Origin of the sequence: Streptomyces sp. NBC_00162 (assembly GCF_024611995.1) — a bacterium.
Classification (GTDB): Bacteria; Actinomycetota; Actinomycetes; order Streptomycetales; family Streptomycetaceae; genus Streptomyces.
In genome coordinates this window covers 5115534-5137745 of the sequence record NZ_CP102509.1, presented here as the reverse complement: position 1 = coordinate 5137745, position 22212 = coordinate 5115534, and the positions used below count along the sequence as shown (strand labels likewise).

Annotated in this window: 18 protein-coding genes and 1 tRNA gene; 8 read left to right on the top strand and 11 right to left on the bottom strand. The window is 71.7% G+C overall.

The annotated features are described in order from the left end of the window. The first annotated feature begins 32 nt into the window (after positions 1-32). On the top strand, positions 33-536 hold the full coding sequence (locus JIW86_RS24035; protein WP_257555916.1) for a GNAT family N-acetyltransferase: 504 nt from the start codon (positions 33-35) through the stop codon (positions 534-536). A 27-nt stretch (positions 537-563) separates the two neighbouring features. Here the strand turns inward: JIW86_RS24035 and JIW86_RS24030 are convergent, their stop codons facing one another. The 10 genes from JIW86_RS24030 to galU form a co-directional block, all read right to left on the bottom strand. Then, on the bottom strand, positions 564-1904 hold the full coding sequence (locus JIW86_RS24030; RefSeq protein WP_257555914.1) for a CoA transferase: 1341 nt from the start codon (positions 1902-1904) through the stop codon (positions 564-566). Between the two features lie 86 nt (positions 1905-1990). Beyond that, on the bottom strand, positions 1991-5977 hold the full coding sequence (locus JIW86_RS24025; RefSeq protein ID WP_257555912.1) for a hypothetical protein: 3987 nt from the start codon (positions 5975-5977) through the stop codon (positions 1991-1993). 132 nt (positions 5978-6109) lie between these two features. Continuing rightward, positions 6110-6487: a hypothetical protein gene (locus JIW86_RS24020; protein WP_257555911.1), complete on the bottom strand. Its 378-nt coding sequence runs from the start codon at positions 6485-6487 to the stop codon at positions 6110-6112. A 473-nt stretch (positions 6488-6960) separates the two neighbouring features. Then, positions 6961-7034, bottom strand: a tRNA-Ala gene (locus JIW86_RS24015). A gap of 78 nt (positions 7035-7112) precedes the next feature. After that, positions 7113-8147 (bottom strand): hypothetical protein, encoded by a 1035-nt coding sequence (locus JIW86_RS24010; protein WP_257555909.1) that lies wholly within the window; start codon positions 8145-8147, stop codon positions 7113-7115. Between the two features lie 159 nt (positions 8148-8306). After that, positions 8307-8936 (bottom strand): GNAT family N-acetyltransferase, encoded by a 630-nt coding sequence (locus tag JIW86_RS24005; protein WP_215144752.1) that lies wholly within the window; start codon positions 8934-8936, stop codon positions 8307-8309. Continuing rightward, positions 8933-9475, bottom strand: a complete 543-nt coding sequence (locus JIW86_RS24000; RefSeq protein ID WP_215144750.1) for a MogA/MoaB family molybdenum cofactor biosynthesis protein — start codon at positions 9473-9475, stop codon at positions 8933-8935. The genes JIW86_RS24005 and JIW86_RS24000 overlap by 4 nt, the downstream gene beginning before the upstream one ends. A gap of 41 nt (positions 9476-9516) precedes the next feature. Then, positions 9517-9996 (bottom strand): cyclic pyranopterin monophosphate synthase MoaC, encoded by a 480-nt coding sequence (moaC, locus tag JIW86_RS23995; RefSeq protein ID WP_215144669.1) that lies wholly within the window; start codon positions 9994-9996, stop codon positions 9517-9519. A 74-nt stretch (positions 9997-10070) separates the two neighbouring features. Next, on the bottom strand, positions 10071-11408 hold the full coding sequence (gene glp, locus JIW86_RS23990; protein ID WP_257555907.1) for a gephyrin-like molybdotransferase Glp: 1338 nt from the start codon (positions 11406-11408) through the stop codon (positions 10071-10073). Between the two features lie 4 nt (positions 11409-11412). Beyond that, entirely contained in the window at positions 11413-12315 is a 903-nt protein-coding gene (galU, locus tag JIW86_RS23985; protein WP_215144665.1) for a UTP--glucose-1-phosphate uridylyltransferase GalU, read from the bottom strand. A gap of 95 nt (positions 12316-12410) precedes the next feature. Between galU and JIW86_RS23980 the strand changes: the two genes are divergently transcribed. After that, positions 12411-13046: a 5-formyltetrahydrofolate cyclo-ligase gene (locus JIW86_RS23980; RefSeq protein WP_257555906.1), complete on the top strand. Its 636-nt coding sequence runs from the start codon at positions 12411-12413 to the stop codon at positions 13044-13046. On the opposite strand, the gene JIW86_RS23975 is transcribed toward JIW86_RS23980, so the two are convergent. After that, positions 13036-15849: a penicillin acylase family protein gene (locus tag JIW86_RS23975; protein WP_257555904.1), complete on the bottom strand. Its 2814-nt coding sequence runs from the start codon at positions 15847-15849 to the stop codon at positions 13036-13038. The two genes, JIW86_RS23980 and JIW86_RS23975, sit on opposite strands and share 11 nt — an antisense overlap. A gap of 224 nt (positions 15850-16073) precedes the next feature. On the opposite strand from JIW86_RS23975, the gene JIW86_RS23970 reads away from it, so the two are divergent. The 6 genes from JIW86_RS23970 (at position 16074) to JIW86_RS23945 (ending at position 22182) form a co-directional block, all read left to right on the top strand. Continuing rightward, the gene (locus JIW86_RS23970) at positions 16074-17609 is read left to right on the top strand and encodes a potassium/proton antiporter (protein WP_215144660.1); all 1536 of its coding nucleotides are present in this window, start codon (positions 16074-16076) and stop codon (positions 17607-17609) included. 393 nt (positions 17610-18002) lie between these two features. Then, a complete protein-coding gene (locus tag JIW86_RS23965; protein WP_257555903.1) occupies positions 18003-19394 on the top strand; it encodes an MFS transporter in 1392 nt (463 codons plus the stop codon). Between the two features lie 67 nt (positions 19395-19461). Then, positions 19462-19767, top strand: coding sequence for an FmdB family zinc ribbon protein (locus tag JIW86_RS23960; protein ID WP_215144656.1), 306 nt, complete (start codon positions 19462-19464; stop codon positions 19765-19767). A gap of 77 nt (positions 19768-19844) precedes the next feature. After that, complete coding sequence (locus JIW86_RS23955) at positions 19845-20708, top strand: S-methyl-5'-thioadenosine phosphorylase (protein WP_257555900.1); 864 nt, start codon at positions 19845-19847, stop codon at positions 20706-20708. 62 nt (positions 20709-20770) lie between these two features. Then, a complete protein-coding gene (gene pyrF / locus JIW86_RS23950) occupies positions 20771-21463 on the top strand; it encodes an orotidine-5'-phosphate decarboxylase (RefSeq protein ID WP_257555898.1) in 693 nt (230 codons plus the stop codon). Positions 21464-21600: 137 nt separating this feature from the next. Further along, positions 21601-22182, top strand: a complete 582-nt coding sequence (locus tag JIW86_RS23945) for a hypothetical protein (RefSeq protein WP_257555896.1) — start codon at positions 21601-21603, stop codon at positions 22180-22182. Positions 22183-22212: the final 30 nt, after the last annotated feature.

Sequence of the window (22212 nt, the reverse complement as noted above, 5' to 3'; positions counted from 1 at the left end):
ACCATAGCGGCAGGGTTCCGTACGATGTCCGGATGTCTCACGGGATCCAGCTCCAGCCAGTGCCTTACGACCACCCGGACGCGGTCAAACTCAGTGACCAGGTCCAGCTGGAGTACCAGGCGCGGTACAACGACGGCGAGGGCGACGCCACCTTCCTCGACCCCGCCATGTTCGTCCCGCCGCAGGGCCTCTACCTGCTGGCGTACGACGCCGCGGGCGCGCCCGTCGCCAGCGGCGGGTGGCGCGGCCAGGAGCAGAACGACGAGGGCTACTCGGACGGCGACGCCGAGCTGAAGCGCATGTACGTCATACCGGAGGCCCGCGGCCTGGGCCTGGCCCGCCGGATCCTGGCAGTGCTCGAGGACGACGCCCGCGCGGCGGGCCGTACCCGGATGGTCCTGGAGACGGGCGACCAGCAGCCGGAGGCGATATCCCTCTACCTGTCCGCCGGCTACGCCCTGTCCGCCAAGTTCGGCCACTACCGCTTCCACGACTCCAGCCGCTGCATGACGAAACTGCTGCATTCTCCTTCTTGACGCGTCCCTCGCACCGCTCCAGAGGCCCTAACGCGGGAGCCAGGCGGCCCGGTCCGTGCCCCAGCGGGAGGGCCCGCGGGCCCAGTCCCCGAAGGGGCCGGCGGCGTACCGGAGCGGGCCGTATCCCGATTCCGTTTCCCGCAGCCACGGCTCCGCCGCGTACCCCGAGGCAGCGGGCCCGGCCGCCGGGACGTCGCGGACCAGCCACGATGCCGTTCCCGCCAGGGAGAACCGCAGGGCCCGCCCGCCCCCCTCCGCCAGCGCCCGCAGGACACCGGCCGCCACCAGGTACCCCGTGCCGTGGTCGAGCGCCTGCGCCGGCAGCGCCCCCGGCACGCCGTCCGGACCGGCGTACCGCGCGGCGATCCCGTAGCCCGCCTGCACCAGCGAGTCGAACCCCCGCCGTCCGGCCCACGGCCCGTCCCAGCCCCACGCGCACAGCTGGGCCACCACCAGCCCCGGCCGCCGCTCCAGCAGTTCCGCCGCCCCGAGCCCGTGCCGCTCCAGCGCACCCGGCCGGTATCCGGTCACCACCACGTCCGCCTCGGCCAGCAGCCCATCGAACACCGTCCGGTCCGCCGTGGCCGCGAGGTCCAGCAGCGCCGACCGCTTGCCGAAGCCGGTGTCCGCATACGTGTCGGGCGCCTCCGGCAGCCCCGGCGAGTCGATCCGCAGCACGTCCGCGCCCAGCATTCCGAGCGTGCGCGTCGCGACCGGCCCCGCGATCACCCGGGTCAGGTCCAGCACCCGCACCCCGGCCGCGGGCAGCCCTGACGGGGCCCGCCCGAGCGTCCGGCCCGGCGCCCCGGACTCCCCTGCGGCCTCGACCAGCGGCCGCGGGTCCCCGTACTCCTGCGCCACCGCGACCGCGAGCCCGCCCTCCCCGTACACGCGTTCCTGCACCTCGGCGGCCGTCCGGCCCGCCACCGCGGCCCGCAGCGCCTCCGGCGTCGCGGACCGCGGCCCCAGGGCCCGTACCAGCGCGGCCTCGTGGTGCGGATAGTTGGCGTGGGTGCGCACCCAGCCGTCCGCCGCCCGCCAGAAGCCGGACAGCGGCGCGAAGTTCACCGGCTCCCGCCCCCGCACCCGCAGGTGCCGCTCGCTGACGAAGGCCGTGGCCACCGCGCCCTCGTCCACGGCGGACGGCTCCGCGTCGCCCGCCCCGCCCCCGGCCCGTACGGCGGCCAGCTCCGCCGCGGCCAGGGCGCACGCTCCGACGGTGGCCCGCGCCAACTCCCGTACGGGCAGCGGTCCCTGCCCCAGCCCCGGCGCCCCGCGGTACCGCACCCGCCCGGCGAGCTCCGGTGCCCCGCCGAGCGCACCCCACGCCTGCGCCGTCGCGCCGTCCTGCTCACCCGTGATCGTCATGGGCCCATTCTCAGGCCGTTTTTCACGGCCGAGGGGCCCGTCCGATCGCGAGATCGGACGGGCCCCTCGGTGTTCGCACAGGTCGGTCAGGAGGTGAACCAGCCGTTCAGGTCGGCGATCACATCCGCGGAACCGGTGTTGTTGTAGAAGGTCACCCGACCGTCCACGACCGGGACCACGACCAGGTTGGAGACGGTCTGCCCGGCCAGGAAGTTGAGGTTCGACACGTTGGGACGTGCGACCCCGTGCGGCTGGACGATGAGGTGACCGTCCTGGGTGGGGTTGGTGACGGTGACGTTGAGGACCACCGCGGTCACCCCGGTCAGCGGCACGCCCTCGACCCCGGCGACCTGGAGGCTGACGACGCCGCCCTGGCCGACGGCCCCGGCGCGGGCGCCGGTGCCGGTGCGGGTGTCGAGCAGCCGCACCGGGGAACCGGCCGAGAACGTCGACCCGTTCGCCGAGTAGTAGCCCGTGACGTCGGCGATCAGGTCCACCGAGCCCGAGTTGTTGCGCAGGTCGACCTTGCCGTTGACGACCGGAACGGTCACCAGGTTGGGGACGACCTGCCCGGCAGTGAAGTTGAGGTTCGACACCCCCGGCGCCGCCTGCCCGTTCGGGTAGACGGTCACGTGCCCGGCCTCGGTCGGGTTGACGGCGGTCACGTTCATGACGACCGCGGTCACCCCGCTCGCCGGAACCCCCTTCACACCGGCCACCTGCAGGGTCACGACCCCACCGGGACCGACCCGCGCCTTGTTCGCCCCGGTGCCGTCACGCGTGTCCAGGAACCGCGACGGCGTGATCGGCGTGAATGCCGAGCCGGTCGCGGCCTTGTCGGTGAAGTACCCGGTCACGTCCGCGATCAGGTCCACCGAACCGGCGTTGTTGCGCAGGTCCACCTTGCCGTTCACGACCGGGACCGTCACCAGGTTGGGGACGATCTGCCCGGCCGAGAAGTTGAGGTTCGACACCGAGGGCTTCGGCTGCCCGTTCGGGTACACCATCACGTGCCCGGCCTCGGTCGGGTTGACGGCGGTCACGTTCATGACGACCGCGGTCACCCCGCTCGCCGGGACGCCCTTGACGCCCGCGACCTGAAGGGTGACCACGCCACCCGGACCGACCCGCGCCTTCGTCGCCCCGGTGCCGTCACGCGTGTCCAGGAACCGCGAGGGCGTGATCGGCACGAACCGGCTCTTCGCCGCGGTCGCGGCCGCCGTCACCGTGTACGCCTTCGGCAGGTAGCCCGGAGAGGGCACTCCAGGAGTGGACACGTAGCCGTCGCGCACCACGTCGTAGGTGCCCGGCTCCAGCCCGTTGGTGTCGACCAGCACATCGAGAGCGGTGCCGTCGGTGTTCACGGAGAGCACCTTCATGACCGGCCTCGGATCGCCCCCGATGTCACTGCGCACCAGATGGATCTTGCTGTCCAGGGTGAGCCCCGTACCGCGGACGACGGCGTGGGTCTGCGTCCCGGCGGCGCCGGTCGCGGGGCTGATCGACGTGGGCAGAGCCCCCGGTTGCGGGTAGACGCACTCGGAGTCGCACAGTCCCTGCATGCTGAACTCCACGGGCGTGGCACTGCGACCGGCGCTCAGCAGGAGAACGGCCTGGCCGGCCTCGGCGTTCCCGAGGGTCAGGCACCGGGCACCGAACACGCCCCACGACTGGTTGCACTGGAACTCGACGCCCGTGCTCGTCCACTGAGCGGCACCGTGCAGGTTCAGCGACGGGTTCTCGTTGGTGGTCGTGCTGGTGGTGCCGGCGATCTTGAACGCCTGATTGGGCTTCACGTCGATCACGGCGCAGTAGCCCGTCGAGGACTCGGAGAGCACCCCGCTCCGCGCCGGGAAGCCGTTGACCGAGACGGGGTTGGCGGTGCACTCCGGCGCCCAGCCGGCCGCCGTGCCCACCCTCCAGGTGTCCACGTCGGTGTGGATCGGCTTGTCCTTGTAACCGGAGGCCAGCACGATCGCCACGTACGAGGTCGAGCCGGTGACCCGGCAGGAGGCACCGCGGCAGAGGTACTTGCCGTTGGCGTCGACCGCCATCAGCAGCGTCGACGGTGCGTACCGCGGGTCCGCGAGGGTCCGCGAGCTCAGCCAGATCTTGTCCGTGGCCGCGCCGGTGACCCGCACGCAGCGGGCGTCCAGCGCGGAGGTCAGGTCCAGCGGGAGCGACTGGCCGCCGACTGCCGTCGAGGCGGGCGCGGCGCACTTCGCGGTCGCCGATACGTCACGCCGGACCAGCTTGTACGTGTCCGGCTGCCAGCCCGAGAGGATCAGCGGGGCGGTGTAGGTGACACCGGCCGCGAGCGTGCAGATGGTGGTGGAGGAACCGACCGTGGAGCAGGCCTCGTTGCCCGCGGGGTCGACCAGCCGGACCGATGCGTTCACCGTGTTGGCGTTGTTGGCGTAGTCGAGCATCTCCGCGGTGGAGTGCCGGTCCGCCGGCACGCTCATGCAGCGCAGCGGGTCGGCCGGGGTCAGCGAGACCTCGGCGCCCCAGGTGCCGTCGAAACCGGTCTGCTGCCAGGCGGTGCAGCCCGCGGTCTCGCCGGTGCGGTGGACGACCAGGCCGTACGCCAGGGCCGGGGTGCCGCTCAGCACGGCGCGGAACGGCGCGGTGCCGGTCAGCTTGCAGACGGTGTAGAAGCGGCCGTCGTTCTTGCACTGCTCGGCGCCCGCCGCGTCGTAGACGACGACGGTGGCGTTCGTGCCCTCGGCGGGCGGCCGGTTGATCAGGTAGACGCCCTTGCCGGTGGCGGTGGGAAGCGTCAGGCAGAGCTTCTGCCCGGGTCCCCCGAACGTGCCGGCGGCCGGACCGGCCACCAGGCCGTTGTCGTGGGTCGCGGTGCAGCCGCGGGTCTCCTTGGCGGAGTGGAATGCCATCCCGAACGCACCGGCTTCGGCGGCGCTGCGGGGGTCGACGACCCAGGTGCGGTCACCGGGGGCCAGCTGGCAGGTGCCCTGGGCGCAGTCGGCGACCGGAGTGCCGTCGGACGCGAACAGCCCGCCGTACGGGGCGGCACCGGAGGAGACCGGCTCGAAGGCGTACACGCCGGCCTGCGTGACCCGCAGGGTGCGGCAGCGTGCCGTGGAGCTCAGGTCCGGAGCGGTCCCGAACGCCTGCGGCTCCACCACCGCGCAGCCCTCCGGATTGGAGAGCCGCGCCACGGTGACGTCGTAGGTCTGCTCGGCGCCCGAGCCCTGCAGCACCGACATCCGGTACGGCGCGGTGCCCGTGAGCTTGCAGTCGAGCGTGTCGCCCTCGTGGCTCCGCGAGGTGCAGATCTCCTTGCCGGTGGCGTCGTAGACCGTCTGCAGCACCCGGTAGGTGGAGGCGTGCGTGCGCAGCACGTCGTTCGCGGCCAGGTCCAGCGTGTAGCAGTCGCCCGCCGAGCCGACGGCCAGCGAACCGTGGAACACGGTCGGGGCACCGAGCTTGCGGTCGGCGGCGCCGACCGCCTTGCAGGCGGTGGAGGAGAGCAGCGGGACGTACGACACCGCGATGTCGTTCTCCATGCCGCTGTTGTCCCTGACCTCCAGCGTGTACGTCCCCGCCTGGCCGGTGGGGCAGCGGAGCACCCCGTTCGAGTAGGCGGTGACGCTCTCGCAGGTCACCGCCGCGCCGTCCGGCGCGATCAGTTTGGGGTAGGCCCATCCCCGCGTGGCGAGGACCTCGAGGAGCACCACGTCCTTCTGCTGCGGCAGCGCGAGCGTGAAGGAGACCGTCTTGTACGGCTCGACCGTGCAGTTGACGGTCGTGTGCGGCGTGAGGGCCGCCGGGCAGGCCTCCGCCACGTCGCTCTTCTCGAGCGCACGGACGGCGGCCTCGTGGTCGGCCTTCGGGTCCGCCTTCGGCGGGGCCTTGGGCCCGGCCGCGGCCGGCGCGGTGGGCTCGGCCTGCGGCGCGGCGGTGGCCTCGGGCGGCGCGGCCGCCGCGAACGCGGATCCGGTCTGGCCGCCGACCGCGGTCAGTACGGCGAGCAGCAGGGCGCCTGCGGCAACGGCCCCGCGGCCTCTTCCCCGTCTTCCGCGCGTTCTTCTGCCAATGGGCAGCAAGTTCATGAACCCCCCAGTTCAAGCGATCCCGACCCCGGTGCCATCACGGGAGTTACGGGCAGGCGGAGTTTAACCGTCTGGTGCTGGAGGTTCGCAGGGGGTTTACGCGTGAGTACGTACACACCGGGAAAGCGGGTGTCACGAGACCGCGTCGACCGGCTCGGGATGGTCCGACTTGACCTGCGCCACGGCAGCGGGCACGAACGTCGCGACGGTATCGGCCTCTGCCCGGGTCAGCGAGAGGACGGTGCTGATGACCACGAGCGAACTGCCCACGCGTACGACAGTCGCGTCAGCGCGTTGCGAGTCACCCGTGGTGCTCGTCGTGACCACCCCCTGGATGACGAGGCTCTCGTCTCCGAGCCGGGGACCTTCGGCGACGGCGAAACCGGCGGTCTCGGCAGGCTCCCATGACGCGCGTGGCAGATCCACGCTCCGGCACCGGCCCACCAGGTTGCGCATGTCCTGCATCGCCTGGTGCGCACCGTCACCCGGGAACGAGTAGAGCGTTTCCATGCCGGGGATGACGCCGCCCCCAGCGGACTTTCCGCCGCTGAACGTGGCTCTTGCGGACGCAGACGACGCCGTCGTACTCGCATCCACAACAGTCTGCCCGTCGAGAAGGTCCGTACAGGACGGCGGTGTTGCCGCCGCGCCCGAGGCTCCCTTCGGGTTCTCGTCCTCGGGATCCGCCACAGAGGTCCAGCCGCCCGGCAGACTTGCGGGCAGGAGGTGTGTTCGCAGCTCAGCAGCCGACAGCGGTTGCAGCTCAGAGGCCGGCAGCGGTTGTTGAGGCTTCGTCGAGCTTCCACAAGCTGTGACCGACGCGAGCAACGCGAGTCCGGCCACGCACCGGATTCCGGAGTTCGTCACCTCAGCACACCTCCCACCCCAAGTGATCAACCCGCAAACGCCGAGATCCCGCCCAGCCTTTCGGCTGAACGGGATCTCGTGACGATCCTCGAGAGCTACTCGAGAATTGTCGTCTGTGGACCTGTGGGGATTTGAACCCCAGACCCCCTCGATGCGAACGAGGTGCGCTACCAGACTGCGCCACAGGCCCTTGCGACGTGTGAAACATTAGCATCCCGGCGCGGGTGCTCCAAAACGCGTATTCAGGAGCGTCCGCGCAGGTCACCGATCACTCGTTCGCGGCGCGCGGGCGGTCTTCGCTCTCGTACTGGTCGAACAGCGGGGTGCGGCCGCGGTCGCGGCCGCGCGGGCGCGGGTTGCTCGGGGGCTTCGACTCCGTCTTCGGGGCCGGGACCGCGGGCTGGGCGCGCAGGCGGGGTTCCGTCGGCTCGGCCGTGCTGGAGCGGGTCGCGCTCCAGGCGTCCGGGGTCGCCGGGCCGGTGGCGCGCGGGGCGACCGGGGCCGTCACGTACGTGGGCAGCGGGACCGGGACGGGCTCCCAGCTGTCACCGCGGGCGGGGCCGCGTTCGCGCTCGCGCTGCTGGTCCACCCACTCGGCGTGGTCGGTCTGCTCGACCAGCGCGCGCCGTCCGGCCTCCTGCGGGGAGACCGGTGGGGCGGGGTCCGGGTCGCTGCCCACGCCGGCCTCAGGCTCGCGGCGGCGCGGGCGGTTCTCCCGCAGGTGCCGCGCGGCGGCCTCGGCACGGCGCCGGTCCATCGTGAACTCGTAGCGCCGGCGCTCCTGGACCCGCAGGTGCACGATGTACGCGCTCAGCAGCAGGGCGGGCACGGCCGGGGCCCACAGGAAGCGCAGCCCGCCGACCGCCGCGACGACCGCGCCGAGGGTGAAGACGAGGAACAGGAGCGCGGTGGTGCGCCGACGGCGTGCGAGGACCTGGAGGCGCTGCTCGCGCCGGGCCCGCTCCGCGCGCTGCTCCCGCTCGGCGGCAGCCGGTCTCGGCTCCGCCCTGGTCGGGGGCACGACGACGGCCCGGGCGTCGGCGTCAACGGAATTCACCGTTTCCGTCGCGGCGTCCGGGTCCGCTTGGGGCTGGGGGTCCGCCTCCTCGTCACCGCGCTCACGCAGCCCCTTGGCGTAACGGCGCTCCATTCCCGCCCGGCCGGAAAGCAGCCGAATGGCAGTGGAGAAGCGTTCCGTCGGACGGGCTTCGTTCAGCTCGTCCTGCCTCCGGAGCCACATGGGCACCAAGTAGGCGGCCCAGGCCCCGACAATGACTGCGTAGATGAGGCCGCTGCTGCTCACACCTCACACCGTAGAGGGGTACGGGCGAGGGGATCGGCCAATTGGGCCGGTGTGTCGCGCGATCTCGCTGATATCACGGACTTTTTTTGTGACTCTTCGGATCAGGTTATGGGCGAATCGGTTCCGTGCAGGTCTTAATTCGAACGGATATTCGTTTCTTCATTTCGGCGGGGACTGCGAGTGGCGTGACCGGTGCCAGCGGCGCAGCAGCCCCTCCGGCACCTCCTCCGCCGTGACCGCGTACACCAGGTGGTCCCGCCAGGCCCCGTCGATGTGCAGGTAGCGCGGCCGCAGTCCCTCCTCGCGCAGGCCCAGCTTCTCCACCACGCGCCGGCTCGGCCCGTTCTCGGGGCGGATGCACACCTCGATCCGGTGCAGCCCGACCTTCCCGAAACAGTGGTCCACCGCGAGCGCGACCGCCGTCGGCATCACGCCGCGGCCCGCGACGTCGCGGTCCACCCAGTAGCCGATGTGGCCCGCGCACATCGAGCCCCAGGTGATCCCGGCGACCGTGAGCTGGCCGACGAGACGGCCCTGGTACTCGATCACGAACGGCAGCATGCGGCCCGCGTTCGCCTCCGCCCGCAGGTGGCGGACCATCTGGCGGTACGTCGGCCGCTGGATCACCGGCCCCCACGGCGCGGGCGGCGGAATCGTGGCCTCCCACGGCCGGAGCCAGTCGCGGTTGCGGCGGTTGACCTCGCGCCACATCTTCTGGTCCCGCAGCTTTATCGGCCGGAGCGTGACATCGCCGTCCGTCAGGACGACCGGCCAGGATGGACCGTTCAGCTCGTGCTCCCGGAAGGTTCCGCGGGTCTGGGGTGGTCGCCGCCGCGGATCTGGTCCACGGCGTGCGGCAGGATGCGGGACAGGACGGCGAGGCCGTCGCGCACCCCGCCCGTCGAACCCGGCAGGTTGACGATCAGGGTGTGTCCCGCCACGCCCGCGAGGCCCCGGGACAGGGCCGCGGTCGGCACCTTCGCCAGCCCTTCGGCGCGGATGGCCTGCGGGATGCCCGGAATCTCGTAGTCCAGCACCCGCGCCGTGGCGTCCGGGGTGCGGTCGGTCGGCGAGATGCCGGTCCCGCCGGTGGTCAGGATGACGTCGTAGCCGGCGGCCACGCCCTCCCGCAGCGCCTGCTCTACGGGATCGCCGTCGGGGACGACCCGGGGGCCGTCCACCGCGAAACCGAGCTTCTCCAGCGCCTCGGCCAGCAGCGGACCGCCCTTGTCGGCGTACACGCCCTGCGAGGCCCGGTTCGAGGCCGTGACCACCAGGCCGCGCAGCGAGGAAGGAGCCGCAGCGGGCGCCGGGGCCGGGGCGGCCACCGGGGAGACGTGGCTGTGCACCTCGCCACCGCGCGGGGCGTTCACGAGCGCGCCCAGTCGCCGGACTTCCCGCCGGTCTTCTCCTCCACCCGCACGTCCGTGATGACCGCGCCCTTGTCCACGGCCTTCACCATGTCGATCACCGTGAGCCCGGCGACCGCGACCGCGGTCAGGGCCTCCATCTCCACGCCCGTACGGTCGGTCGTCTTCACGGTGGCGAGGATCTCGACGGCGTCGTCGGCGACGGTCAGGTCGACCTTGACGCCCGAGACGGCCAGCGGGTGGCAGAGCGGGATCAGGTCGGGGGTCCTCTTCGCGCCCATGATCCCGGCGATCCGCGCGGTGGCGAGGGCATCGCCCTTGGGGACGCCCTCGCCGCGCAGCAGCTCGATCACCCGGGGGGAGACGAGTACCCGTCCGCTGGCGCGGGCCGTCCGGGTGGTGACGTCCTTCTCCGAGACGTCGACCATCCGGGCCGCGCCGGCCTCGTCGATGTGGGTCAGCCTGCTCTGCGTGCTCATACTCTGCGTGCCGCTTCCGTCCGGGCCCCCGAGGGACCTGTGTGATGCAACACGCTACCCGCACCTGCCGGTCCTCAGCCGAGCAGGACCACTTCCAGCTCGCTCCCGGGCTCCACCGAGGTGACCTCCTCCGGTACGACCATCAGCGAGTCGGCGTGGGCCAGTGCGGCGATCAGGTGCGAGCCCGATCCGCCGACCGGGCTGACCGTCCCGCTCTCGGCGTCGTACTTGCCGCGCAGGAACTGACGGCGGCCGGCCGGGGAGCCGAGCGCCTTGTCGGCCTTGAGGACCGCCCGTACGGACGGCCGGCCCACCTCGGACTCCGGCAGGCCCATGAGCGCGCGGATCGCGGGGCGCACGAACAGCTCGAAGGAGACGTACGAGGACACCGGGTTGCCGGGCAGCGCCAGCAGCGGGGTGTGGTCCGGGCCGATGGTGCCGAAGCCCTGCGGCTTGCCGGGCTGCATGGCGAGCTTGCGGAAGTCGATCCCGCCGCCGGCGATGTCCTCGTCGCCGGCGGCCACCGAGGTCAGCGCCTCCTTGACCACGTCGTACGCGCCGACGCTGACCCCGCCCGTGGTGACCAGCAGGTCGGCCCGGATCAGCTGGTCCTCGATGGTCGAGCGCAGGGTGTCGGCGTCGTCCGCGACGGCGCCGACCCGGTAGGCGATGGCCCCGGCGTCCCGCGCGGCCGCGGCCAGCGCGAAGCTGTTGGAGTCGTAGATCGTCCCCGAGGTCAGCGCCTCGCCCGGCTGGACCAGCTCGCTGCCGGTGGACAGGACGACCACCCGCGGGCGCGGCCGCACCCGTACGGTGCCGCGCCCGATGGCGGCCAGCAGGGCGATCTGCGGCGGCCCGAGGACGGTCCCGGCCGCCAGGGCAAGGTCGCCGGCCTGTACGTCGCTGCCGCGTGCGCGGACGTGCGCCCGGGCCTCGGCGGCGCGGTGCACCCGCACCTCGCCGCCCGCGCCCTCGGGGGCCGCGCTGGCCGGGGTCATCCCGGAGGCCGCGCCCCCGCCCGTGCCGCCGTCGGTCCACTCGACCGGTACGACGGCTTCCGCGCCGGGCGGCAGCGGGGCGCCGGTCATGATGCGGGCGGCTTCGCCGGGGCCCACGGTGGGCAGCTCACCGCTGCCCGCCGCGACGTCCCCGATGACCGTCAGCACCGCGGGGAACTCCTCGCTCGCGCCCTGGACGTCGGCCGTACGGACGGCGTAGCCGTCCATGGAGCTGTTGTCGAAGGGCGGGAGGGCGACGGGCACGGTGACGTCCTCGACCAGGACACAGCCCTGGGCGTCGAGCAGCTGGAGCTCGATGGGCTCCAGCGGCCGGACGGTGGCGAGGATGTCCGCGAGGTGCTCGTCCACGGACCACAGACGGTGGCCGGTGTCCTGCGGTGCGGAACTGGTCAAGGTGCTACATCTCCTCCGTGACGTAACGGTGAAGCCAGGTGCGGAACTCCGGGCCCAGGTCCTCGCGCTCGCACGCGAGGCGGACGATGGCCCGCAGGTAGTCGCCGCGGTCGCCGGTGTCGTAGCGGCGGCCCCGGAAGACCACTCCGTGCACCGGACCGCCGATGGTCTCGTCGGCGGCCAGCTTCTGCAGGGCGTCGGTGAGCTGGATCTCCCCACCGCGGCCCGGCTCGGTCTCCCGCAGTATGTCGAAGATCGCGGGGTTGAGTACGTAGCGTCCGATGACCGCGTAGTTGCTGGGGGCGTCCTCGGGGTCCGGCTTCTCGACGAGGCCGGTGATCCGGACCACGTCCTCCTCGTCGGTGGCCTCGACGGCGGCGCAGCCGTAGAGGTGCACGCTGGCCGGGTCCACCTCCATGAGCGCGATGACGGTGCCGCCGGTGCGGGCGTAGATGTCGGACATCTGACGCAGCAGCGGGTCGCGCGGGTCGATGAGGTCGTCACCGAGCAGGACGGCGAAGGGCTCGCGGCCGACGTGCGGCTCGGCGCAGAGCACGGCGTGGCCGAGGCCCCGGGGGTCGCCCTGGCGGACGTAGTGCATGGTCGCGAGGTCGCTGGATTCCTGGACCTTCTTCAGCCGGTCGTCGTCGCCCTTGGCGATGAGGGCCGACTCCAGCTCGTAGTTCCGGTCGAAGTGGTCTTCGAGAGCGCGCTTGTTACGCCCAGTGATCATCAGTATGTCGTCGAGCCCGGCCGCCACGGCTTCCTCGACCACGTACTGAATGGCCGGCTTGTCCACAACGGGGAGCATTTCCTTCGGGGTCGCCTTGGTCGCCGGGAGGAAGCGAGTACCGAGGCCCGCAGCCGGAATCACGGCCTTCTTGATCACGGGGTGCAACATAGTCATGCCCCGAACGATAGTGGGTCCTGCCGAACCCCAGGCCAGATCGCAGTAGGTAGGTCCACTTATGTGCCGATTTCCCGAGGATATTTGAATCCGCTGTGACAGAGAACCCGCACCCCGCGTCCACCAAAGCTCGACTGCGCCGGGAACTCCTGGCCGCCCGCCGCGCCTTGTCCCCCGACGCCTGCCGCACGGCGGCCGGCGCGCTCGCCGTCAGGGCCCTCGAGCTGCCCGAACTGGCCGGTGCCGACACGGTGGCGGCGTACGTCTCCGTCGGTACGGAACCCGGCACCCACGCCCTGCTCGACGCCCTGCGCGCGGCCGGCAAGCGTGTACTGCTGCCCCTGCTGCTGCCCGACAACGACCTCGACTGGGCGGTGTACGAGGGCCCGCAGGGCCTCGCCGAGACCGCGCACCCGGGGAAGATCCGGCTGCTGGAGCCGACCGGCCCGCCGCTCGGTCCGGACGCGGTGACCACGGCCGGCGCCGTGCTGCTGCCCGGGCTCGCGGTGGACGCCCGCGGGATGCGCCTGGGCCGCGGCGGGGGCTCGTACGACCGGGTCCTGGAGCGGCTGGAGCGCACCGGGGCGCATCCCGCGCTGGTCGTGCTCCTCTACGACGACGAGGTGGTCGCGCGGGTCCCGGAGGAACCGCACGACCACCCCGTTCAGGCGGTGGCCACCCCGTCGGGGGTGGTCCGTTTCCGAGGCCTCGGCCCCGGCCTCACGGCTTGAGCGTGAGGGTGTCGACCGTCGCCTTGTCGACCGCGTCCTTGCCGAACTGCCAGTCCAGCAGCTCGCCCTTGGCCCACATCGTCGTCTGGTCGGTGTAGTGCGAGTTGTACGCGTGCCCCGAGGCGCCCGTCAGGTTGATCCAGCGGGACTTGTCGAGGTCGTTGAGGTTCACGACCATCCGCATCGACGGCACCCAGGTGACCCCGTAGCCGCTGGAGGCGTTCCAGCCGGTCGCGTTGACGGTGGCCTCGCCGCCGCCCAGGTTCCACGGGCCGCGGTTGAGGAGCCACTGCATGAAGCCGGGGCCCTCGGTGCCGATCGTCTGGTTCTTCAGCGTCAGCTGGTGCAGCCGGCCCCAGCTCCAGGTGGACTGGTCCTTGCCGAGCTTGGCGGTCAGCTCCCAGCGGGCGTCCTCCATGGCCCGCGCGAACAGCTCGTCGCGGGTGGTGGTCGCCGGCTGGCGGAACCCCTTCTTGGGCGAGCTCCACCACGCCGACTTCTCGTCCTTGACCAGGCGGCGGACCACCTCGAACCAGCGGTCACCGCCGTCCGGCTGCGCCGAGTCGGAGCCGCGGGCGCCGCATTCGCGGACCACCTCGGAGAGCTCGTCGGCCGGGCCGCTGTCGGCGCGGACGTTCATGCAGCTGCCCTCGATCCGCAGCTCCTTGGGCATCTTGTCGCCGAAGGACAGCTTGAGGATGTTGCGCCAGACCGCGTTGAAGTAGGCGGCGGCCGCCGAGTCGTTCTCCTGGGTGTAGTTCCAGCCCTCCAGGAGCTTCTGCGCGGAGCGCACGTCCGGGTCGGAGACCTCGATCTTGGCCAGCATCGGGGTCAGCAGCGCGGCGATCTCGCTGCTGTTGTCCATCTGCATGGCGCGCATGTCGTCGGTCGAGATCCGGCCGCTGTCCTTGATCTTCGCCTCGATGAGGTCGTTGATCCGCTGGCTGCGGGCGCCGTAGCCCCAGTCGGTGGTCAGCAGGTACGGGTACTTGCCGGCGCCGGTGCCGCTCTCCACGACCGCCTGGTTGGCGGTGACGATGTAGCCGCGCGAGGGGTTGGACTCGTAGGGCAGCTCGTTCTGCGGGATGTACTCGACGTTGCCGTCCTTGCCGGTCTTCCAGGCGTACTTGGAGTCCCAGCCCGGCGCGGGCATCCGGCCGTCGACGCCTTGGCCGCGGACCGGGATCCGGCCCGGGGCCTGGTAGCCGATGTTGCCGGACTGACCCTTGCCGTCGGCGTAGATCAGGTTCTGGGAGGGCACATCGAAGTCGGCGGCGGCCTTGCGGAACTCGTTGAAGTCCTTGGCCTTGTTCAGCTTGAAGACCGCGTCCATCGACTTGCCCGGTTCCAGGGCGGTCCAGCGCAGGGCGACGGCGTAACCGTTGCCGCGGTCGGGGGCGGAGCTGGCGACGGGGGCGCGGGAGCCGACCGTGCCGAGCTCGTCGCTGCGGTCGGAGACCAGCGGACCGTTGTTGGTGATGCGGACCTTCATGTTCTTGCTGGCGCCGCCCGCGACCTTGATCACCTCGTCACGGGTGGCGAAGGGGATCACCTTGCCGTCGTAGACGTAGCCCTCGGGCTTGACCTGCTCGAGGTAGAGGTCGGTGACGTCCGCGCCGAGGTTGGTCATGCCCCAGGCGATGTCGGTGTTGTGCCCGATTATCACGCCGGGCATTCCGGAGAAGGTGTAGCCGGCCACGTCGTACTGGCACTGGGGCGAGGCCGTGCGGCAGTGCAGGCCCATCTGGTACCAGACCGAGGGCAGCTGCGGCGACAGGTGCGGGTCGTTCGCGAGCAACGGCTTGCCGGTGGTCGTGTAGCGGCCCGAGATCACCCAGGAGTTCGATCCGATGCCGCTGCCGTTGGGGCCGAGGATCGCCGGGATCTGGTCCAGGGTCTTGGCGAGGGAGGTCAGCTGGGTGCGCAGGCCGACGCTCGCGCCCTGGGCGGTGGCGTTGTCGGCGAGGCCGCTGCCCGTCCCGGTGGAGGCCTGGGAGCCCTGCGCGGAGCCGCCGCCCGTGGAGGCGGAGCCGCCTGATCCCTGGGGTACGTACTTGCCGCCCTCGATCTTGCCGCCGTCGACGATCGGCTTGTTCCGATCGAAGGGGTAGGGCGGGTAGAGCTCGTCGATCTGCGCCTGCGAGAGCTTGCTCGACATCAGCGCGCGGTCGATCTCGTCCTGCATGTTGCCGCGCAGGTCCCACGCCATCGCCTTGAGCCAGGCCACCGAGTCCACCGGCGACCACTGCTCGGGCTGGTAGTCACCGCTGAGCTTGAGGGCGGCGTGCTCGACGGAGAGGTCCTTGCCGGACTTCCCCTTCAGGTACGCGTTGACCCCGTCGGCGTAGGACTGGAGGTTCTTCTTGGTCTCCGGCGAGAGCTTGCTGTCGTACTCGGCCTGGGCGACCTGGCGCCAGCCCAGCGTGCGCAGGAAGGCGTCGGTCTCGACCTGGCCGGAGCCGAACATCTCCGAGAGCCGCCCGGAGGTCATGTGGCGGCGTACGTCCATCTCCCAGAACCGGTCCTGCGCCTGGACGAAGCCCTGCGCGCGGAAGAGGTCGTCGTCGTTGTCGGCGTAGAGCTGGGGGATGCCGTGGGCATCGCGCTTGACGTCGACGGTGCCGGTGAGCCCCGGCAGCTTGAGGGAGCCGGTCGTCTGGGGGAAGGAGGCGCGCACGCTGTCCACGCCCCAGTACGCCCCGTAGCCGAGGCCCGCGAAGAGCGCCAGGACCAGCACGAGCACGATCAGACGGGCACGTCGTCCCTTCTTCTTGACGGAAGGAGCGGTTTCGTTGGCGGGCATCGCTGTCCTTAGAGGGGCAGGGTGGTCCTGGGAGTGCTGGGAGCAACCATAGGCGCAGGACCTGACTCGTTGATCCGCCAGGGGTCGAGGTGGCAAGGACAAGGGGGAACGGGCGTTTCACAATGTGGCTATCAAGTAAAGGGAACGTCAAAGATTAGGTAAGGTAACGAACTAGCCACTGAACCTGCCGCTGGAGGAACGATCCGCCGGATCCTCCGCGCGCTTTGAGGAAGGGTCGCCCGCTGACTGTCCACACGCTCAATGAGCTTCTGCTGGTCTGCTCGCTCGTGCTGCTCGTCGCCGTCGCGGCGGTACGCATCTCTTCACGCAGCGGCCTCCCCAGCCTGCTCATCTACCTCGGCATAGGCATCGCGATAGGCCAGGACGGCATCGGCAACGTCGTATTCGACAATGCCGAGCTGACGCAGGTCATCGGTTATGCCGCACTCGTCGTGATCCTCGCCGAGGGTGGTCTGGGCACCAAGTGGAAAGAGATCAAACCGGCCCTGCCGGCCGCGATCGTGCTGTCGCTGGTGGGCGTCGCGGTCAGCGTCGGCGTCACGGCCGCGGGGGCGCACTACCTGGTCGGGCTGGAATGGCGCCAGGCCCTGCTGATCGGCGCGGTCGTCTCCTCGACCGACGCGGCGGCCGTCTTCTCCGTCCTGCGCAAGGTCCCGCTCCCCTCCCGGATCACGGGCGTCCTCGAGGCGGAGTCCGGCTTCAACGACGCACCGGTCGTCATCCTGGTCGTGGCCTTCGCCACCGTCGGGCCGATCGACGACTGGTACGTCCTCCTCGGCAAGATCGCCCTGGAGCTGGTCATCGGCGTCGCGATCGGCCTGACGGTCGGCTTCCTCGGCGCCTACGGCCTGCGGCACGTGGCGCTGCCCGCCTCCGGCCTCTACCCCATCGCCGTGATGGCGATCGCCGTGACGGCGTACGCGGCCGGCGCGCTGGCGCACGGCTCCGGCTTCCTCGCCGTGTACCTGGCGGCGATGGTGCTCGGCAACGCCAAGCTCCCGCACTGGCCGGCCACGCGGGGGTTCGCGGACGGCCTCGGCTGGATCGCGCAGATCGGCATGTTCGTCCTGCTCGGCCTGCTGGTCACCCCGCACGAGCTGGTGCACGACTTCTGGCCCGCCGTGGTCATCGGGCTGGTCCTCACGATGCTGGCGCGGCCGCTGGAGGTCTTCGTCAGCCTGCTGCCCTTCCGGATTCCGTGGCGGGAGCAGGTCCTGATGTCCTGGGCGGGCCTGCGCGGAGCCGTGCCCATCATCCTGGCGACCATCCCGATGGTGTCCGGGATCGAGGGCAGCGACCGCGTCTTCAACATCGTCTTCGTTCTGGTCGTCGTCTACACCCTGGTGCAGGGGCCGACCCTGCCCTGGCTGGCGCGCAAGCTGGAACTCGGGGAGACCGACGAGACCGCCTCGGACCTCGGCATCGAGTCGGCGCCGCTGGAGAAGCTGCGCGGACACCTGCTCTCCTTCGCGATCCCGCCGGCCTCGCGCATGCACGGCGTCGAGGTGAGCGAGCTGCGGCTGCCGCCGGGGGCCTCGGTCACCCTGGTGGTCCGGGAGGGCAAGAGCTTCGTACCGCTGCCGTCGACCGTGCTGCGGCGCGGGGACGAGCTGCTGGTGGTGGCCACGGATCCGGTACGGGACGCGGCCGAGGCGCGGCTGCGCGCGGTGGCCCGGGGCGGCAAGCTGGCCGGGTGGCTGGGAACGGGCGGGAACGGGCGGTCGGGCTCGCGCGGGTGACGCGTACCGGTGGAGTCAGACTTTAGAGCGGCGTTCTAATTCAGCCATTTTCGGTGTCGTCTGACCGCTTTTGCCCCTATTTCAGGGGACCTCAAAGACGAAGGTCCCGTTAATCGCAGGTGAAGACACACCTTGTCGCAACAATCACAGGGCGTGGTAGTGGATTCCCCTGTACGATTAAGGCACAACAGATCGAACCAACTCTGCCTGACGCAGAGCTGGCGCGACCGCAAAGCGGCCGTGGCTCCCTCCCGCAGTGGGCGCCCAGGTATCACTCGGTTCTGCGCAAGAGGACAGCTCTCGGGGCTCCCACATGTACGGGCACGGTCGCTCACAAGGCGACGTGCCGTCCGCAGACGGGGACGCTCTACCAGGCAGCGGAAAGGCAAGGCCGTGACATCCGCGGTCACGACCGAAACGTCCGCCACGTCCGCCCGCCCCGGCTACGGGCAGCTCCTGCGCACACCCGGTGCCCTGGGCTTCGTACTTCCCGGCTTCGCCGCCCGGCTCCCCTTCGGGATGCTCACCGTCAGCATCCTGCTGCTCGTCCAGCACACCACCGGCTCCTACGGCAGCGCCGGCGTCGTCACCGCCGTCACCGGTGTGTCCATGGCGCTGTTCGCCCCGCTGATGGGCAAGTTCACCGACCGGTTCGGCCAGAGCGCCGTCCTGGTGCCGGCCGCCCTGACGCACACCGCCTCGGTCGTCGCACTGGCCGCCCTCGCACTCCTCGGCGCCCCGCTGTGGGCGCTGGTGCTGGCCGCCATCCCCGCCGGCGCCTCCGTCCCGCAGGCCGGTCCGATGGTCCGGGCCCGCTGGGCCGCGAAGCTGGAGGGCTCTCCGCTGCTGCCGACCGCGGCCGCGTTCGAGTCCGTCACCGACGAGTTCACCTTCGTCGTCGGTCCGGTGCTCGCCACCTTCCTGTGCACCCAGGTGCACCCCGCGGCCGGTCTGATCACCGAGGCCACGCTGACGATCGTCGGCGGCCTGATCTTCGCCGCGCAGCGCGCGACCCAGCCCAAGCCGGTCGGCCGCGCGGCGAACGGCGAGAAGCACGCCTCCGCCCTGTCCTTCCCGGGCCTGCGCGTCCTGATCGTCGCCTTCATCGGCATCGGCGCCGTCTTCGGCGGCATGCAGGTCTCGCTCGCCGCCTTCTCCGACGAGATCGGCAACCCGGGCGCCAACGGCCTGCTCTACGGCGTCTTCGCCGCGGGCAACATGGTCGCCGGCATCGCCATGGGCGCCATCGCCTGGAAGATCGGCCCGCGCCGCCGCCTGATCCTGGGCTACATCGGCCTCACCGCCGCGGCCTCGGTCCTGTGGGCCGCGAACTCGGTGATCCTGCTGGGTGCGCTCGGCCTGGTCGTCGGTCTGTGCATCGCCCCGGCGCTGATCACCGGCTACACGATGATCGAGCAGCTGATCCCGGCTGCCTCTCGCACCGAGGCCTTCACCTGGCTGACCGGAGCGGTCGCCTTCGGGCAGGCCGTCGCCGTGACCCTGGCCGGTCGCCTGACGGACGCGCACGGGTCCTCGTACGGCTTCCTGGTGCCGATGGTCGCCACCGCGCTGGCCCTGGTCACCCTGCTGGCCCTGCGCGCGAAGCTGGCGCCGAAGGCTCCGAGCCGGATCGTGAACTCATCCGCGCCGGCCGCCGTGCCCGCACCCTCGTCCGCCGCCCCGTCCACTGGCCCGTCGGCCGCCTCGTCGGCCGCCTCGCCGGCCGCCCGGAACCGGGTGAACGAGCGTGGGATGGGTCACCGCGTGCCGGTGACGGTGGACTGATCCGCCGGAATACGTCACCATGGAGCGTCGTTAGCACTCATTGAGTCAGAGTGCCAGGAGGAAATTCGTGCCGACCTACCAGTACCAGTGCACCGAGTGCGGTGAGGGCCTTGAGGCCGTGCAGAAGTTCACCGATGACGCGCTGACCGTGTGCCCGAGCTGTGACGGACGCCTGAAGAAGGTGTTCTCCGCGGTCGGCATCGTCTTCAAGGGCTCCGGTTTCTACCGGAACGACAGCCGTGGCGCTTCGTCGAGCAGCACTCCTGCCTCGAAGCCGGCCTCGACCTCGTCGACGTCCACGGCCGCCGCCCCCGCCGCTTCGTCCTCCTCGACGTCGTCGAGCACGGGCAGCAGCTCCACCTCGGCTGCCTGACCTGCTTCATCGCGTGCGAAAGGCCCCGCCGCCCTCCGGGCAGCGGGGCCTTTCGCACGCCCGGTTAGGGTGGCGGCATGGTGAACGCAGAGATCGGTGTCATCGGCGGTTCGGGCTTCTACTCCTTCCTGGAGGACGTCTCCGAGATCCAGGTGGAGACCCCGTACGGACCCCCCAGCGACTCCCTGTACGTGGGTGAGCTGGCCGGCCGGCAGGTGGCCTTCCTGCCCCGGCACGGGCGCAGCCACACCGTCCCGCCACACAAGATCAACTACCGGGCCAACCTGTGGGCGCTGCGCTCGGTCGGCGTCCGCCAGGTGCTGGGCCCGTGCGCGGTCGGCGGACTGCGGACCGAATACGGTCCGGGCACGCTGCTCGTTCCCGACCAGCTGGTCGACCGTACGAAGGCCCGGGCGCAGACCTTCTTCGACGGGGAGCCGCTGCCTGGGGGTACCTCCCAGGCCGGAGGCTCTGGGGGAGGCAGCGTCCCGAACGTCGTGCACACCACCTTCGCGGACCCGTACTGCCCGGTGGGGCGGTCGGTCGCCCTGGCCGCGGCCCGCGGGCGGGAGTGGGAGCCGGTGGACGGCGGCACGATGGTCGTCATCGAGGGGCCGCGGTTCTCGACGCGCGCCGAGTCGCGCTGGCACGCGGCGGCGGGCTGGTCGGTGGTCGGCATGACGGGTCACCCGGAGGCGGTCCTCGCGCGGGAGCTGGGGCTCTGCTACACGTCGATGGCGCTGGTGACGGACCTGGACGCGGGCGCCGAGACCGGCGAGGGCGTGTCCCACACGGAGGTCCTGAGGGTCTTCGGCGAGAACGTCGGCCGTCTGCGCGAGGTCCTCTTCGACGCGGTGGCGGCCCTTCCGCCGACGGAGTCGCGCGCCTGCCTGTGCACGCACGTCCACGACGGCTGGGACCTGGGCATCGAACTGCCGTAGAGCGGTGGAGCTGCTGTAGAGCGGTGGAGCTGCCGTAGAGCGGTGGCCGCGACAATGACGGCGTGAACAACGGGAACCGGATCATCGTCGCCCTCGACTTCGACGACCGCGGAGCGGCAGAGGCCCTCGTCGCGCGGCTCGGGGATGCCTGCGGCCACTACAAGGTCGGCCTGGAGCTGCTCACCAGCGCGGGGCCCGGGCTGGTCCGGGAGCTCACCGGCCGGGGGCACGAGGTCTTCCTCGACCTGAAGCTCTTCGAGATACCCGACTCCGTCGCCGGCGCGGTCCGGGCGGCGGGCGCGCTGGGCGTGTCGATGGTGACCGTGCACGCCATGGGCGGCACGGGAATCCTGACGGCGGCGGTCGAGGCCGCGCGGGAGTTCCCGCGGCTGAGGGTGCTCGCGCTGACCGTGGTCACGAGCATGACCGGGAGCGACCTCGCCGACGTCGGCATCGCCGCTGGGAGCACAGAGGAGCAGGTGCTGCGCCTCGCCCGGCTCGCGGTGGCCGCCGGGTGTGACGGGGTCATCGCCTCGCCCCGGGAGGTCGGGGCCCTGCGGGCCGCGCTGGGGCCGGAGCCGCTGATCGTCACCCCAGGGGTGACGCTGCCGGGCGCGGCCGAGGGCGGGCACGCCCGGGGCGGCAGCCCGGGAGCCGCCTTCGGGGCGGGGGCCTCCCACATCGTGGTCGGGCGGTCGGTGACGCGGGCCGCGGACCCGGTGGCGGCGCTGGGGCGGGTCCGGGCCGGGATCTGACACCTGCGGGTGACGCCGTTGTCCACAACCTGGGGATCATCCACAGGCCGGAGCGGGATCCGGCGGGAGGCCGGATCGTGAGTTGTGTCCGGGCGCCGGGTCCGGACACAGCGACTCACTCCGACTGGTGGTGCCTCATGTCCCGTACGTCCGCGCCCTCTTCCTCTTCTGCTTCCTCTTCCGTCCCTTCCGCTGTCCCCTCCCCCGCCCCGCCTTCCCTGTGCTCCTCCACGTGTCCTCCCGCGCGCTCGGTGCCCTCCTTCCCGCCGTTGCGGGTCGGGCGGGGTGGCGACCGGCTGCGCAGGGCCCTGCGGCGCAGGCGGCGGGCCGTCTCGGCCGGGCTGGCCGTCGCGGCGGCGGCGCTGGCCGCGGGCGGGACGGAGGCTCAGGCCTCGCGGGGAGCCGCGCCCCCGGAGGTACGGGCCTCCCCGGGCGCGGCTCCACCCGTGGCGGTGCGGATGGTGTCGGCCCCGGTGCGCATCGCGGACGCGGCGACGGTGCGGCTGCTGCGGCCCGGGGACCGGGTCGACGTGGTCGCGGCGGAGCGCGCCGGACCCCCGAGGGTGGTGGCCGCTGGGGCCAGGGTTGCCGAAGTGCCCCCTGCCGACCAGGGTGTTGGGGACGGTGGGGCGCTGGTGGTCCTGTCCGTGCCGCGGGACACCGCGCGGGCTCTCGTGGGGGCGGGCGCGACGGCTCGACTGGCGGTGACGTTGTGTTGATTCGCACACGCGCTCAGTCAAGTCACCTCG